The sequence below is a fragment of the Pseudomonas furukawaii genome (genome assembly GCF_002355475.1).
In the GTDB taxonomy this organism is placed as follows: Bacteria; Pseudomonadota; Gammaproteobacteria; order Pseudomonadales; family Pseudomonadaceae; genus Metapseudomonas; species Metapseudomonas furukawaii.
In genome coordinates, this window is record NZ_AP014862.1 from 1,356,076 (window position 1) to 1,370,689 (window position 14,614).

General features: G+C 66.2%; 16 protein-coding genes. 10 read left to right on the top strand and 6 right to left on the bottom strand.

What is annotated here, in order from left to right; translation table 11 throughout:
- Positions 1-10: 10 nt before the first annotated feature.
- Both KF707C_RS06345 and KF707C_RS06350 read right to left on the bottom strand, forming a co-directional pair.
- On the bottom strand, positions 11-775 hold the full coding sequence (locus tag KF707C_RS06345) for an MlaA family lipoprotein (RefSeq protein ID WP_003453521.1): 765 nt from the start codon (positions 773-775) through the stop codon (positions 11-13).
- A complete protein-coding gene (locus tag KF707C_RS06350) occupies positions 768-2,063 on the bottom strand; it encodes an alpha/beta fold hydrolase family protein (protein ID WP_003453520.1) in 1,296 nt (431 codons plus the stop codon). The genes KF707C_RS06345 and KF707C_RS06350 overlap by 8 nt, the downstream gene beginning before the upstream one ends.
- A gap of 246 nt (positions 2,064-2,309) precedes the next feature.
- Between KF707C_RS06350 and KF707C_RS06355 the strand changes: the two genes are divergently transcribed.
- The gene (locus KF707C_RS06355) at positions 2,310-2,678 is read left to right on the top strand and encodes a hypothetical protein (protein ID WP_003453518.1); all 369 of its coding nucleotides are present in this window, start codon (positions 2,310-2,312) and stop codon (positions 2,676-2,678) included.
- Positions 2,679-2,745: 67 nt separating this feature from the next.
- Here the strand turns inward: KF707C_RS06355 and KF707C_RS06360 are convergent, their stop codons facing one another.
- Both KF707C_RS06360 and KF707C_RS06365 read right to left on the bottom strand, forming a co-directional pair.
- Positions 2,746-4,296 (bottom strand): glycoside hydrolase family 17 protein, encoded by a 1,551-nt coding sequence (locus KF707C_RS06360; protein WP_003453517.1) that lies wholly within the window; start codon positions 4,294-4,296, stop codon positions 2,746-2,748.
- Between the two features lie 121 nt (positions 4,297-4,417).
- Positions 4,418-4,642 (bottom strand): DUF2061 domain-containing protein, encoded by a 225-nt coding sequence (locus KF707C_RS06365; RefSeq protein ID WP_003453516.1) that lies wholly within the window; start codon positions 4,640-4,642, stop codon positions 4,418-4,420.
- Between the two features lie 224 nt (positions 4,643-4,866).
- Here KF707C_RS06365 and KF707C_RS06370 point away from each other — a divergent pair, with 224 nt between their 5' ends.
- The 4 genes from KF707C_RS06370 to KF707C_RS06385 all read left to right on the top strand — a co-directional run bounded on the left by KF707C_RS06370 (position 4,867) and on the right by KF707C_RS06385 (position 9,100).
- Positions 4,867-5,178 (top strand): DUF485 domain-containing protein, encoded by a 312-nt coding sequence (locus KF707C_RS06370; RefSeq protein ID WP_003453515.1) that lies wholly within the window; start codon positions 4,867-4,869, stop codon positions 5,176-5,178.
- Positions 5,175-6,842 (top strand): cation acetate symporter, encoded by a 1,668-nt coding sequence (locus tag KF707C_RS06375; RefSeq protein WP_003453514.1) that lies wholly within the window; start codon positions 5,175-5,177, stop codon positions 6,840-6,842. Before KF707C_RS06370 ends, KF707C_RS06375 begins: the two co-directional genes overlap by 4 nt.
- 300 nt (positions 6,843-7,142) lie before the next feature.
- A complete protein-coding gene (locus tag KF707C_RS06380) occupies positions 7,143-7,454 on the top strand; it encodes a DUF485 domain-containing protein (protein WP_003453513.1) in 312 nt (103 codons plus the stop codon).
- Positions 7,451-9,100: a cation acetate symporter gene (locus tag KF707C_RS06385; RefSeq protein ID WP_003453512.1), complete on the top strand. Its 1,650-nt coding sequence runs from the start codon at positions 7,451-7,453 to the stop codon at positions 9,098-9,100. The genes KF707C_RS06380 and KF707C_RS06385 overlap by 4 nt, the downstream gene beginning before the upstream one ends.
- A gap of 43 nt (positions 9,101-9,143) precedes the next feature.
- On the opposite strand, the gene KF707C_RS06390 is transcribed toward KF707C_RS06385, so the two are convergent.
- Positions 9,144-9,299: a DUF3309 family protein gene (locus KF707C_RS06390; RefSeq protein ID WP_003453511.1), complete on the bottom strand. Its 156-nt coding sequence runs from the start codon at positions 9,297-9,299 to the stop codon at positions 9,144-9,146.
- A gap of 112 nt (positions 9,300-9,411) precedes the next feature.
- Between KF707C_RS06390 and KF707C_RS06395 the strand changes: the two genes are divergently transcribed.
- The 5 genes from KF707C_RS06395 to cls all read left to right on the top strand — a co-directional run bounded on the left by KF707C_RS06395 (position 9,412) and on the right by cls (position 14,080).
- Positions 9,412-9,780, top strand: coding sequence for a DUF2784 domain-containing protein (locus KF707C_RS06395; protein ID WP_003453509.1), 369 nt, complete (start codon positions 9,412-9,414; stop codon positions 9,778-9,780).
- Positions 9,781-9,908: 128 nt separating this feature from the next.
- Complete coding sequence (locus tag KF707C_RS06400) at positions 9,909-10,721, top strand: SDR family oxidoreductase (RefSeq protein WP_003453507.1); 813 nt, start codon at positions 9,909-9,911, stop codon at positions 10,719-10,721.
- A gap of 108 nt (positions 10,722-10,829) precedes the next feature.
- Positions 10,830-11,984, top strand: a complete 1,155-nt coding sequence (locus KF707C_RS06405) for an MFS transporter (RefSeq protein ID WP_003453505.1) — start codon at positions 10,830-10,832, stop codon at positions 11,982-11,984.
- 74 nt (positions 11,985-12,058) lie between these two features.
- Positions 12,059-12,487, top strand: a complete 429-nt coding sequence (locus KF707C_RS06410) for a hypothetical protein (RefSeq protein WP_003453503.1) — start codon at positions 12,059-12,061, stop codon at positions 12,485-12,487.
- A gap of 201 nt (positions 12,488-12,688) precedes the next feature.
- The gene (gene cls / locus KF707C_RS06415) at positions 12,689-14,080 is read left to right on the top strand and encodes a cardiolipin synthase (RefSeq protein WP_003453501.1); all 1,392 of its coding nucleotides are present in this window, start codon (positions 12,689-12,691) and stop codon (positions 14,078-14,080) included.
- On the opposite strand, the gene KF707C_RS06420 is transcribed toward cls, so the two are convergent.
- Positions 14,077-14,436 carry a hypothetical protein gene (locus KF707C_RS06420; protein WP_081608099.1) on the bottom strand — a complete coding sequence of 120 codons (360 nt, stop codon included), beginning with the start codon at positions 14,434-14,436 and terminating at the stop codon, positions 14,077-14,079. The genes cls and KF707C_RS06420 overlap by 4 nt on opposite strands.
- Positions 14,437-14,614 lie beyond the last annotated feature (178 nt).

A 14,614-nucleotide genomic window follows, 5' to 3' on the forward strand; every position in this document is an offset into this window, starting at 1 on the left:
CGGGCGGGTCCTACTGGGCGATCTGCAGCTTGCGCGACTCGGTGTAGACGTAGCGGATCTTCTCGTACTCGAAGGGGGAGTTGAGCTGGCCGTAGCGGAAGCCGGTGGTGTGACGCTTGTCCACCGCGCGCAGCGCGGTGATCTCCGGGTGACTGCTGCTCACCTCGGGGACATTGAGGAAGTTGATCTGGTAGTCCGCCGCGTAATCCACCACCAGGCCGCCGGTATCCCTCAGGTTGGAGGGGCCGAGGATCGGCAGCATCAGGTAGGGACCTTCGCTCACGCCGTAGTAACCCAGGGTCTGGCCGAAGTCCTCACTCTGCTTGGGCAGGCCCATGCGGGTGGCCGGGTCCCAGAGGCCGGCGACGCCCAGGGTGGTATTGAGCAGCAGGCGGCCGGTGATCTGCATCGAGCGCTGGCCCTTCAGCTGCAGCGCGCTGTTCAGCAGGTTGGGGACATCCCCCAGGTTGCTGAAGAAGTTGCTGACTCCACTGCGCACGAATCCGGGGGTGACGTACCGATAGCCGCGCACCACGGGGAGGAAGACCCATTCGTCGAAGCGGTAGTTGAAGTGGTAGATGCGGCGGTTCCAGGACTCGAAGGGGTCGTAGACCGTGAGCGCGTCGAGGGTGGATCGCTCGAACTCGCGCTGGTCCAGGCCGGGGTTGAACTTCAGGTCCTTGAGGGGCTGGGTGAAACCGTCGGCGTCCGGTTCCTGGGCCAGGACGAGGCGGCTGGACAGCAGCAGGGCGATCAAGAGTGCTTTCTTAGCCACGGAAGAACTCCAGCATGGCGTCGCCGTTGACGCGGTAGTTGAGGTTGCCGCAGTGGCCGCCGTGGGGGTAGACGGTGAGGCGGTCGCCGAAGGTCCGGCGCAGGAAGCCCAGGTCGCCCGGCCCGAGAATCACATCGTCGGCGTTGTGCATCACGGCGATCTTCGGCGTCTGCTTCAGGTAGTTCTCCAGGGCGTAGAGGCTGACCTGGTTGATCAGCTGGTTCACGCTGCCGCCGTCGTAGCGGGCACGCCAGAACGGGATCAACTGCTCGGTCATGTAGCAGTCGAAGTCGCATTGCAGGGCGCGTTTGTAGAAGGGCGTCAGGCTGGTGCCTTCGTTGATGGGGTAGTCCACCGGCGTGATCAGGCCACGGTGGTTGATCAGGTCGGAGGTGAAGGCGATGTCCGAGGCGGAAAAGCGGAAGGAGGTGCCGATCAGCATCGCCATCTGCTCGTTGGACAGGCGCTGCCTGGACTCCTGGAAGTCGAACAGCAGGGCGTCGTTCAGGTCGATGTAGCCCTTCTGCTGGAAGTAGCGCGTCAGTTTGCCCAGCACCACCTGGTAGAAGGTGGTGGCGTCGTCCACGCCCTTGACCCGGGTCTGCACCAGGCGGTCCAGGTTGGTCACCGAGGTGTAGAGGTTCACCGGCGGGTTGAGCAGCAGCACGCGCTTGAAGTTGAAGCTGCGGCGGGTCTCGTCGAGGTGGCTGACGAAGGCGGCCTGGAGGGCGCCAAGGCTGTAGCCGGTGAGGTGGTAATCCGTTATCGGCAGGCCGGGGTGCTGGGCCCGCACCGCCTGCATGACCCGGTAGAGGTCATCGGCGTCTTCGCTGGACAGTCCGGGGGTGGCGTGGCGTGACGCCGCAGCCATGAAGTCGTAGCTGCTTGGCGAGGACAGTTGCACCACATGGTAGCCGGCGCCATAGAACAGCTTCTTCAGGTTCTCGGCGTGGGTGCTGGAGTAGTGGCCGCCGGTGCCCGCGATGATGAACACCAGGGGCGCGGGCCCCTGCTGCCGTGCCAGGCGATAGCGCAGCTTCTTCACCGGCCAGAAGTTCTCCGGCAGTGCGTTCTCCCGCTCCGGACGCAGTTGCATGGCGTAGTCGGCCTGGTCGATGTCGCTGTCCGCCGGCACCGGGCTGCGCAGGTCCGGCGGCGTGGTGGCGATGGTCGCCTCGAACGGGTTGGTGATGGGGAAGCCGTAGCTCTCCGCATCCGGGTTCGCGGCCAGCAGGTGCGCACAGAAGGCCAGGCCACCCAGCAGGGTGGCAAGTTGACGACATAGCATAGGAAGAGTCCCTGTTCAGAGCTTGCGGAGCCTTGTCCCGAGGGTGGGCTCCTGCCACTCGCCCGGTGCTTCGGGCGGCGTTCCCCATGAGGAAACGCCACGAGTGAATACCGGAGCTATGACAATCGCAAGTCCCTGGAGTGCGGTCCTTCCGTCAGGGCGGAGGTGGGGCGGGGGATGCGGCGGTCCTTGCATACGGCGAGCGGGTGCGTATTCTTGGCGCCGCTTTCCCACTTGGAGACCATCATGTCCAGCCGTTCGTCCCTCATCCTGCTGCTGATCCTGCTGCCGCTCTGGCTCGCGGCCAGCTACGGGGTCCGCTTCGCCCTGATGGAGGACGGCCAGTGGGTCGGCCTGTGCGTGGATCAGGCCCAGCGCTGGGAGTGCCAGGTGCGCTCCGGTCTCGGCCTGCTGATTCACTTCCGCGTCATTGCCTGGATCGCGCTGGTGGCCGCGCTGGTCGCCTTCTTCGTGCCCGCTCGCGCCGGCTGGGGACTGGCCTTGCTGGCGCTGTTGTTCGCCCTGCCGGCGCTGGTGCTCTACACCGCGAGCCTCGCGGTCTTCGCCTGCGTCATTGCCGGCCTGCGCCTGGTGCGGTCTCCCGCGCGGGGCTGACCGGCTCGCCGGATACGAAAAAGGACGCCCTGGGCGTCCTTTTTCTTTTCCCAATGTGGGGGCCGGATCAGGCGCGTACCCGCAGGCTACGCCAGAGCGCCGCCAGCAGCAGGGTGCTGACCGCCGCCCAGCCGATGGCCTGGAGGTTGCCGAGGGTTTCCTCGTAGAGCTGCGGGACGATGCCGGCGCCTACCAGGACCGCCAGCAGCGCGATCTCGCGACGCGGCGCTGCCACCGGGCGGAACAGGTAGACCAGGGCCGGCAGCAGCAGGGCCGCGCTGGGGAAGCTGCGGTAGCGGGCGTCGAACACCAGGCCCAGCATCAGTACCGCGCCGGCGAAACCGGCGGCGGCGAGCCACCAGCCGCCACGGGCGTCCAGCCAGGCGAACAGGCGAGCGCGACCGCCGTCGCGGGCGGACAGCGCCAGGGCGCCATGGGCCAGCACCACCAGGTTCAGCGCCACCAGGAAGGCGGCCCAGGCCCATTCGCCGACAAAGCGGCTGGTGACCCAGGCCAGCTCGGCCCAGAGGCCGATGCTGGCGGCGCCGATCGCGGCCAGCAGGGGCAGTGCGAAGGCCGCACGGGCGGACGCGGGGCGACCTGCTAGCGCAAGGCTGGCGAGGAAGATCGCGCCGGAAAGCGACAGCCAGAGGGGCCAGGCCGGCAGATTGCTGACCGGGCCGGCGAGCACGCCTTTCTCCTGGCGATCGGCGTCGAACAGGCCCCAGTAACCGCCCACGGCGCCTTCGCTGGCGCGCTTCCAGGGCTGGTCGAAGGCCTCGATCAGGTTGTAGCCCCAGCCGTTCTGCTCGGCCATGGCGACGAAACCACGGATGAACTTCGCCTCGTTGACCCGGCTGGGCACTGCGGTTTCCCGCTGCCGGCCCTCACTGGGCCAGCCGGTTTCGCCGATGAAGATCTCCTTGGGTGCGAAACGGTTGCCGAACACCTGGCGGATCTCGCCGACGTGGCGCAGGGCCTGGTCGATGCCGGCCGGGTCGTCCTCCCAGTAGGGCAGCAGGTGGATGGTGATGAAGTCCACGGCCGGCGCGACTTCCGGGTGCTTGAGCCAGAACTCCCAGACGTCGGCGTAGGTGACCGGCTGCTTCACCTGGGCCTTGACCTCGCCGATCAGCTGGGCCAGCTGGGCGCCGGTGACCTCCTTGCGCAGCAGGGTCTCGTTGCCCACGATCACCGACTGCACCACATCCGGGTTGGCGTTGGCGGCCTTGACCAGCGCCTCGATCTCTTTCCGGTTGTCCGTCGGGTTGCCGTTCACCCAGGCACCGAGCATCAGCTTGAGACCGTGCTTGCGGGCCAGGTCCGGAATCGCTTCCAGGCCGGTCATGGAATAGGTGCGCACGCAGTGGAAGCGGGTCGCCAGCAGCGCCAGGTCGGCATCCATGCGTTCGGGACGCAGCACGAAGGGCTGGTCGAAGGGCGACTGGTCCTTGTCGAACGGGCTGTAGGAGGCGCACTGCAGCTTGTGCTCGGGGGTGGCGGCGTCGGGCAGGACCACCGGTTTGCCCAGGCCGTACCAGAGGCCGATGAGGGCGACGGTGGCAACGAGGAAGGAGGCGAGGTAGGGGAGTGCAGGAAAGCGGGCGTTCTGACTCATGCTCTGGGTGCTTGCGTGGGGGCAAAGCCGCGCATCTTAGCGGATTCGCCCCTCCGGCTCCTACGGCTCCGACAGGGAAAATGCGCACCGGGATCGTCGCTCCGGCGCGCGATTCCCCGGATCAGGCGTGATGGTGCAACCAGGCATGCTTCGGGATCTCCCGCGCAGGCGTCCCGGCCTTCTCGAAGCGCTTCCAGATTTTCTCGTGGAAGTAGAAACCCACCGAGTTGCACAGGGGCTCGACCGCCGCGACCAGGCCGCCCACCGCAATGCTGCCGGTCAGGGCGTAGGCGACGCCGAAGGCGATGCAGAAGTGCATGAGGGTGAAGGTGACGGTCTTGAGCATGATGCACCTCGGCGATGGGCACGTTTCTTCGATATGCCGAGGCTAGTCCTCGTGAACGATAGTGGGAAATTTTAGAGAGTCATGGTTCTGATAGTTTTGCCTAATCGATTCCCTACGACCTTGGTCGAGAAAACCCGCCTGTACGACTAAGGTCGTCTGTTGCGCTTGTACGGCGGTTCTATTGTTGGCTTCACCAGCAACCCGCGCTGTGGAGGACAACAACAATGAACGACAGCACCTACCGGCGGATTCAGGAGAGTCCGCGTTTCCAGGAACTGGTGTCCAAGCGAGATCGTTTCGCCTGGACACTCTCTGCCATCATGCTCGGCCTTTACCTGGCCTTCATTCTCCTGATCGCCTTCGAGCCGCAAGTGCTCGGCACGCGCATCAGCCCTGACTCTCCCATGACCTGGGGTATCCCGATCGGCATCGGCCTGATCCTGTCCGCCTTCTTGCTGACCGGGATCTACGTCCGTCGCGCCAACGGCGAGTTCGACCGCATGAACCTGGAAATCCTCAAGGAGGCTCAGCAATGAGCGCGCGCATCCTTTCGCTTCTGGCCGCCGCCGGCCTGATGGTCGCCGCCCCGGCACTCTGGGCCGCCGGCGCCATCGAGGGCGACGTGCAGCGCCAACCTATGAACGTCTCGGCCATCGTGATGTTCGTGGCCTTCGTCGGTTTCACCCTGTACATCACCTACTGGGCCTCCAAGCGGAGCAAGTCGGCGTCCGACTTCTACACCGCCGGTGGCAGCATCACCGGCTTCCAGAACGGCCTGGCGATCGCCGGCGACTACATGTCGGCCGCGTCCTTCCTGGGTATTTCCGCCCTGGTGTTCACCTCGGGCTATGACGGCCTGATCTACTCCATCGGCTTCCTCGTGGGCTGGCCGGTGATCCTCTTCCTGATCGCCGAACGCCTGCGCAACCTCGGCAAGTACACCTTCGCCGACGTGGCGTCCTACCGCCTGAAGCAGAAGGAAATCCGCACCCTGTCCGCCAGCGGCTCGCTGGTGGTGGTGGCCTTCTACCTGATCGCCCAGATGGTGGGTGCCGGCAAGCTGATCGAGCTGCTGTTCGGCCTCAACTACCACGTCGCCGTCGTGCTGGTGGGCATCCTGATGGTCTGCTACGTGCTGTTCGGCGGCATGCTGGCCACCACCTGGGTGCAGATCATCAAGGCCGTGCTGCTGCTTTCCGGCGCTTCCTTCATGGCGCTGATGGTGCTCAAGCACGTCAACTTCGACTTCTCCGCCCTGTTCAGCGAGGCCATCAAGGTTCACCCGAAAGGCGAGGCCATCATGAGCCCCGGCGGCCTGGTGAAAGACCCGATCTCCGCCATCTCCCTGGGCCTGGCCCTGATGTTCGGCACCGCCGGCCTGCCGCACATCCTGATGCGCTTCTTCACCGTGAGCGACGCCAAGGAAGCCCGCAAGTCGGTGTTCTACGCCACCGGCTTCATCGGTTACTTCTACATCCTGACCTTCATCATCGGCTTCGGCGCCATCCTGCTGGTGAGCACCAACCCGGCCTTCAAGGACGCCACCGGCGCCCTGATCGGCGGCAACAACATGGCGGCGGTGCACCTGGCCAACGCCGTGGGCGGCAGCCTGTTCCTCGGCTTCATCTCCGCCGTGGCCTTCGCCACCATCCTGGCGGTGGTGGCCGGCCTGACCCTGGCGGGCGCCTCGGCCGTGTCCCATGACCTGTACGCCTCGGTGTTCAAGAAGGGCAAGGCCAACGAAAAGGATGAGCTGCGCGTATCGAAGATCACCACCGTGGCGCTGGGCTTCCTGGCCATTGGCCTGGGCATCCTGTTCGAGAAGCAGAACATCGCCTTCATGGTGGGCCTGGCCTTTTCCATCGCCGCCAGCTGCAACTTCCCGGTGCTGATCCTCTCCATGTACTGGAAGAAGCTGACCACCCGTGGCGCCATGATCGGCGGCTGGCTGGGCCTGGTCACCGCGGTGGGCCTGATGGTGCTCGGCCCGACCATCTGGGTGCAGATCCTCGGCCATGCCGAAGCCATCTACCCCTACGAGTACCCGGCGCTGTTCTCCATCCTGGTGGCCTTCGTGGGTATCTGGTTCTTCTCCATCACCGACAAGTCCGCCGCCGCGGACGAGGAACGCGCGCGCTTCTACCCGCAGTTCGTGCGCTCCCAGACCGGCCTGGGTGCCAGTGGCGCCGTGGCCCACTGATCCCCTCCCGGGTGACGACAAGGGCAGCCTTCGGGCTGCCCTTTTTCTTTTGTCCGTGGCAATCCGCCCCGGTGCTGGTCCGGGTTCCTCCTGGGCGAGACGGTTGCCAGGCCCATGACATTTCCCCAAGTCCTGTAGGGCATCGGACAGACGCTGTCACTGCCCGGAGGCGCGCCGTCCGCAACCACGGGGCCTGGCGCCCGACGGACAGGATTTGCCTACAACCAAGGTCGAGTATCGAACCCCCGCCGCCGTCCTAGATTCGGGATTCCTTCCACCGAGCCAAGGAGGAATACGGCCATGACCGAATCCATCAACGAGCGGATCCTGCGCAACCCGAAATTCCAGGCGCTGGTCGCCCGGCGCCAGCGCTTCGCCTGGTCGCTCACCGCGCTGATCGTCGGCCTCTACCTGGCCTTCATCCTGGTGATCGCCTTCGTTCCGGAGTGGCTGGGAACGCCGATCCGCACAGGCTCCCCGATCACCTGGGGCATTCCCGTCGGCATCGGCCTGAACCTGCTGGCCATCGCCCTGACCGGGCTCTACGTGTACCGCGCCAATGGCGAGTTCGACCGGATCAACCAGGACATCCTCGAGGAGGTACGCCAATGACCCCGCGCCGCTTCGTCACCTGCACCGTCCTCCTGCCGCTGCCGGCCCTCGCCATGGCGGCCGACGGCAGCGCCCACGACGCCCTCAACCTGTCCGCCGTCCTCATGTTCCTGGTTTTCGTCGGGGCGACCCTCGGGATCACCTGGTGGGCGTCCAGGCGCAGCCAGTCGCGGGCGGACTTCTACACCGCCGGCGGCAGCATCACCGGCTTCCAGAACGGCCTGGCGATCGCTGGCGACTACATGTCCGCCGCGTCCTTCCTGGGCATCTCCGCGCTGGTGTTCACCTCGGGCTACGACGGCCTGATCTACGCCATCGGTTGGCTGGTGGGCTGGCCGGTGATCCTCTTCCTGATCGCCGAACGCCTGCGCAACCTGGGTACCTACACCTTCGCCGACGTGGCCTCCTACCGCCTGAAGCAGAAGGAAATCCGCACCCTGTCCGCCAGCGGCTCGCTGGTGGTGGTGTGCCTCTACCTGATCGCCCAGATGGTGGGCGCCGGCAAGCTGATCGAGCTGCTGTTCGGCCTCAACTACCAGGTCGCCGTCGTGCTGGTGGGCATCCTGATGGTCTGCTATGTGCTGTTCGGCGGCATGCTGGCCACCACCTGGGTGCAGATCATCAAGGCCGCGCTGCTGCTGTTCGGGGCCACTTTCATGGCGCTGATGGTGCTCAGGCACGTCAACTTCGACTTAGCCGCCCTGTTCAGCGAAGCCATCCAGGTTCACCCGAAAGGCGAGGCCATCATGAGTCCCGGCGGCCTGGTGAAGGACCCGGTCTCCGCCATCTCCCTGGGCCTGGCGCTGATGTTCGGGGTGGCGGGGCTGCCGCACATCCTGATGCGCTTCTTCACCGTGAGCGATGCCAAGGAAGCCCGCAAGTCGGTGTTCTACGCCACCGGCTTCATCGGCTACTTCTACATCCTGACCTTCATCATCGGCTTCGGCGCCATCCTGCTGGTGAGCACCGACCCGGCCTTCAAGGACGCCACCGGCGCCCTGATCGGTGGCAACAACATGGCGGCGGTGCACCTGGCCGACGCCGTGGGTGGCAGCCTGTTCCTCGGCTTCATCTCCGCCGTGGCCTTCGCCACCATCCTGGCGGTGGTGGCCGGCCTGACCCTGGCCGGTGCCTCGGCCGTGTCCCACGATCTCTACGCCAATGTGATCAAGCAGGGGCAGGCGCAGGAGCGGGACGAGCTGCGCATCACCCGTCTCACCACGCTGGTCCTGGGGCTGCTGGCCATGGTGCTGGGCATCCTGTTCGAGAAACAGAATGTCGCCTTCATGGTGGGCCTGGCGTTCTCCATTGCCGCCAGCTGCAACTTCCCGGTGCTGATCCTCGCCATGTACTGGAAGAAGCTGACCACCCGTGGCGCCATGATCGGCGGCTGGATGGGGCTGCTGACCGCCGCGACGCTGATGGTGCTGGGCCCGACCGTCTGGGTGCAGGTGCTGGGGCACCCGACGCCCATCTATCCCTATGAGTACCCGGCGCTGTTCTCCATGCTGCTGGCCTTCGTGGGTATCTGGTTCTTCTCGATCACCGACAGGTCCGCCAGCGCGGCGGAGGAACGCGCGCGCTTCTACCCGCAGTTCGTGCGTTCCCAGACCGGGCTGGGGGCCAGCGGTCCCTCGAAGCGCTGAGTGCGCGCGCGGCGGCCGGATGCGGGCCCCGCGCGTCCCGGGCTCAGATCATGCCCAGCAGTAACAGTACGACCACTATGACCAGCAACACGCCTACCAGGCCGGAGGGACCGTAGCCCCAGTTGCGGGAGTGGGGGAACAGGGGCAAGCCGCCGACCAGCAGTAGAACCAGGATCACGAGCAACAGGAGGGTGAGCATGGGCAGTCTCTCCGGGTTGACGATGGGGGGCTCCGCAGGCGCTAAGGTTGAAAGCGGGCACCTGTAGTAACCGACTGATCAGCTTCCGCGAGGGTTCAAGGAAAATGCCGACATGATCCATGGCCTGGCCGCCGATGCGGTGCTCCTGTTGCATCTGGCCTTCATTCTCTTCGTGGTCCTGGGCGGGCTGCTGGTGCTCCGCTGGCCCCGGTTGGCCTTGCTGCACCTGCCTGCGGTCGCCTGGGGCGCCACGGTGGAATGCCTGCAGCTGCTCTGCCCCCTCACGCCGCTGGAGAACCGCCTGCGCCGCCTGGCGGGGGAGCGGGGCTACGAGGGTGGTTTCATCGAGCACTACCTGGAACCACTGATCTACCCCGCCGGGTTGACGCCCGGTATCCAGCTCGGGCTCGGCGCCCTGGTGCTGCTGATCAACCTGGTGCCTTACGGGCTGCTGCTGTGGCGCTTAAGGCGTCGCCCGTGACCCGCTCACAGAGCCTGGTTAGCGGCGGATTTGCCCCGATCATTCACCCCCGTGATTCAAGGATGGCGGGACCATCGCCTTCGCTACACTCCTGCCCATCCACCGCACACACAGAAAGGCACCTCACCATGCACAACCGCATCATGATTACCGGCGCCGGTTCCGGGCTCGGTCGCGAAATCGCCCTGCGCTGGGCGCGCGAAGGCTGGAAACTGGCCCTCTCCGACGTCAACGAGGCCGGCCTGGCGGAGACCCTCAAACTGGTCCGGGAGGCCGGTGGCGATGGCTTCACCCGGCGTTGCGACGTCCGCGACTACAGCCAGCTCACCGCCCTGGCCCAGGCCTGCGAGGAGAAGCTCGGCGGCATCGACATCATCGTCAACAACGCCGGCGTGGCCGCTGGCGGCTTCTTTGAGGAACTGTCCCTCGAAGACTGGGACTGGCAGATCTCCATCAACCTCATGGGCGTGGTGAAGGGCTGCAAGGCCTTCCTGCCGCTCCTGCAGAAGAGCCAGGGGCGCATCATCAACATCGCCTCCATGGCGGCCCTGATGCAGGGACCGGCCATGAGCAACTACAACGTGGCCAAGGCGGGCGTCGTGGCGCTCTCGGAGAGCCTGCTGGTGGAGCTGAAAGGGGAGGGCATCGGCGTTCATGTGGTCTGCCCGTCGTTCTTCCAGACCAACCTGCTGGATTCCTTCCGCGGCCCCACCCCGGCCATGAAGGCCCAGGTGGGCAAGCTGCTGGAAAGCTCCCCCATCAGTGCCGCCGACATCGCCGACACCATCTACCGCGAGGTGTCCGAGGGCGTCTTCATGATCCTGCCCCATGAGCAGGGGCGCCTGGCCTGGGGCCTGAAGCAGAAGAACCCGCAGATGCTCTACGACGAGATGACCAGCATGTGCGAGAAGATGCGCGCCAGGCAGCGCTCGCTGGCCTGAGCGGGCTGTCCGCTCGGTCAGTTTTCAGGGCGCCCAGGGTTGCCCTGAGGCGGGCCGGGGGAGTAGGGTTTTTCCCCCGGCCTCATCGCCCACCCGGATGGATCCTCAGTGAAACCCCTCTCCCGCGCCTGGCTGCTGCTGGCGCTAGTCCTCGCTGCCATCAACCTGCGTCCCGGTATCACCTCCCTCGCGCCGCTGATCGAGCGGATCGCCCACGAACTTTCCCTGAGCCGCAGCCTCATCAGCCTGACCACGGCCCTGCCGGTGCTCTGCATGGGCCTGCTGGCTCCCCTGGCGCCGCGACTGGCGGTGCGCTTCGGCCTGGAGCGGGTGGTCGCCGCCTGTCTCGGGCTGATCGGCGTCGCCCTGCTGGCGCGCCTGGGCAGCCACGCCAGCGAGGTACTGATCGGCAGCGCCATCTTCCTTGGTGCGGGCATCGCCGTGGCCGGGCCGCTGTTGTCCGGGTTCATCAAGCGTCATTTCCACGATCGCATGGGCCGGGTGGTGGCCTGGTATTCCCTGAGCATGACCATCGGCGGTGCCGGCGGCGCGGTGCTGACCCCGCCGGTGACCCAGTGGCTCGGTGATCAGTGGCACCTCGGCCTGGCCGCCTGGGCCTTGCCGGCGGTGCTGACGGCGTTGCTCTGGCTGTGCCTGCCGAACCAGTCGGACGCCACGGGCGAAGGCGAGTCGGGCGGCTTGCCCTGGACGGTGCCGCGAGCCTGGCTGGTCACCACGCTCTTCGCCCTCCAGGCCGGGTTGTTCTATGCCCTGGCCACCTGGCTGGTGGCCCGTTATCACGAGGCCGGTTTCAGCCTGCTGCGCAGCAACAGCCTGTTCAGCCTCTTCATGCTGGTGGGCGTGCCCAGCGCCTTCCTGCTGCCCTGGTTGGCCCAGCGCTTCGATAACCGTTACCTGTTGCTGCTGCTCTGCAGTGTGGTCAGCAGCCTCTGCCTGGCGATGATCACCTTCCAGCCGACCCTGCTGCCCGAGGTCTGGGCGGCCCTGCTGAGCCTGGGGTTGAGCGGCTCATTCGCGTTGTCCATGGTGCTGCCGCTGTACGAGGCCGGCTCGCCCCTGGCGGTGAGCCGCTGGACCGCGATGATGCTCTGCGCCGGTTACAGCCTGGGTTGCCTGACCCCGGTGCTTGCCGGGCTGGGGCGTGACCTGGCCGGCAACTATCAGGTGCCCTTCATGGTGATCACCGGGCTGGCGCTGGTGATGTGCGTGATCGCCTGGCGGCTCGGCCAAGGCCGGCGCTGAGACTTCGAGGCAGTTCCTTTCTCCCGTGGCGCTCCTGTGTTAGAAGGCTGCCACCGTTTTCCTGGAGTGCCCGCGTGGAGTCCGAATCCATCGTCTATGGCTGCATCCGCGACTGGCCGTCCCCGGACGACCAGGAGCTGCGGTTGCGCCGCGACCACAACCACCGGGTACTGGACAGCCTGTCCCGTGGCGAGGCCTGGCCCTTCCTTGGCCGCGAGATGTTCGCCTGCTGCGAGCAACCCGGGGCGGGCCTGTTCCAGACCCAGGTGATCCATTTCGGCGCCAGCTACCCCGCGGTGGAGTATGAGTGGAACCTGTGGGTCGGTGAGTTCGAGGCCTTGCTCCGGCGGCTTTACTGGAGCAGCGCGGTGGTTCACCTGGAGACCGAGCTCAACGGCATCCATACCTTCCGCTGGGAGAGCGAGCAGGGCTTCCATGGCCCCGAGGAGGGCAATCTCCGGGTCCGTTGTGCCTGGGAGCGCGAGGGCGGCGTGAACGGCTGAGGGTTTCGTCGCCGTTGTCGGTCCTGCTGCGCGCCGTCCCTTTCAACGGCGCGGGGACGCTTCGCGACGAGCGGACTGGCGGATTGCCTGCACCCCGCCAGGCGGACGTGGTCGAAACCTCCAGGCCGTCCGAAAAGCAGCGCGGGAAACCGCCGATATACTTTTTGGGCATCGACCTTCCCCCCAGCAGGAGGAAGCTGGATGAGCCGACCGTCACCAGGGACAGTGGCGCGAGTCCTGGTGGCGCTTTATTCGGCGCTTCTCCTGGCCTGCACCCCGCTGCCCCGCATCAATCCCGACCTCGTCCATTCTCCGGCGCCCGTGCAACTGGACGGTGCCCACGGCCCCCTGTCCGAGGCCCGCAGCAGGGCGATTCTGGAACGGCTCAAGGCGGGCGGGCCGGAAACCGACTTCCTCGACCTTCACCTGGCCATCGAGGAGGCCCTGGTGGGCAGCCCTCTGACTGCCGGCAACCGGGTGGAACTGTTGCAGGACGGGCCGGCGACCTACGCGGCGATGTTCGCCGCCATCGAGGGGGCGCGGGACCATATCAACATGGAGACCTACATCCTCGAAGGCGACGAGGTGGGCGAGCGTTTCGCCACGGCCCTGATCGCCAAACAGCGCAGTGGCGTGCAGGTGAACCTGATCTACGACAGCGTCGGTACCCTGACCACGCCGCCGGCATTCTTCGCGCGCCTGGCGGAGGCCGGTGTCCGCCTGTTGGAGTTCAATCCCATCAATCCCCTGACCGCCAAGGCCGGTTGGCAACTGAACCAGCGCGATCACCGCAAGCTGCTGATCGTCGATGGCCGGGTCGCCATCCTCGGTGGCGTGAACATCAGTGGGGTCTATTCAGGGGGTTCCTTCGGCTCCCACGGCGTCCATCAGGACAAGGACCGGCTGCCCTGGCGGGATACCGACCTGCGTATCGAAGGGCCGGTGGTGGCTGACCTGCAGAAGCTGTTCATCGAGACCTGGGATCGGCAGAAAGGCGGCGAACTGGTGGCGCGGCACTACTTCCCGCCCTTGCAGCCGGCGGGGGACGAGGTGGTCCGGGCGATCGGCAGTTCGCCGGAGGAGCCCTACAGCCAGATCTACGCGACCCTGATCTCCGCCCTGCACAGTGCCCAGAGCGAAATCTGGCTCACGGCTGCCTACTTCGTGCCGGATCCCCAGCTACTGGAAGCCCTCGAATCCGCCGCGGCGCGGGGCGTCGACGTCCGCCTGGTGGTGCCCAGTCGCACGGACTCCTGGCTGGTATTCCACGCCGGCCGCGCCTACTACCGGACGTTGCTGGAGGCGGGCGTTCGCCTCTACGAGCGACATGATGCCCTGTTGCACGTGAAGGCCGGGGTGATCGATGGCGTCTGGTCCACAGTGGGCTCCACCAACCTGGATTGGCGGAGCTTCCTGCATAACCAGGAGGTCAACGTGGTGGTGCTGGGGGCCGATTTCGGCCAGAGGATGCGCAAGGCGTTCCTGGACGATGTGGCCGCTTCGGAGGAAATCACCCTGGAGCGCTGGCAGAGCCGATCCATCCGCGCCCGGATCAGCGAACGGATCGGGCGCATCTGGGAATACTGGCTCTAGCCTCGGACCACGCCGGTTACGGCAGGCCCCTTGCGGGCGGGACGCGGGCGTTGTTCATCCAGCAGGCGCTGGTAGGCGGCTTCGTGCAGCGCACGGGCATCGGCCAGGAGCAGGCCAAGGGCGGACGCCAGGCGAGCGGTCTGCTGGGGCAGGACATCGGTGTGGCTGCTTCCTTCCAGCACGCATAGCAGGTCGCACACGGCCGTCATGCGTTGGGTGGCGGCTTCGAAGAGGTGATGGGCGGGCGCTTTGCTATTGATGAAGAGCACATCGCCGTAGGGCTGTGAGGAGGCGGGGAGGGGAGAGAGTTCGTTGGCGTTGCGCGTGCGGTTTTCGAAACGGGGAGGGTAGTGCATATCCTTGCGTCCTCGCGGGTCCGGAGTTGCCGCCATCCCGTTGAAGGGGTGGCGGGCCGTGCAGGGGTCGCAAACCGGTACGCGAGGAAAACCCGGCAAGGCCAAAGGCCTTCCCTGCACGGTCCGCCATGTCGGTGAACCGTGCCCTGCGTGACGACCGGGTTGCGACGCCCGGTTG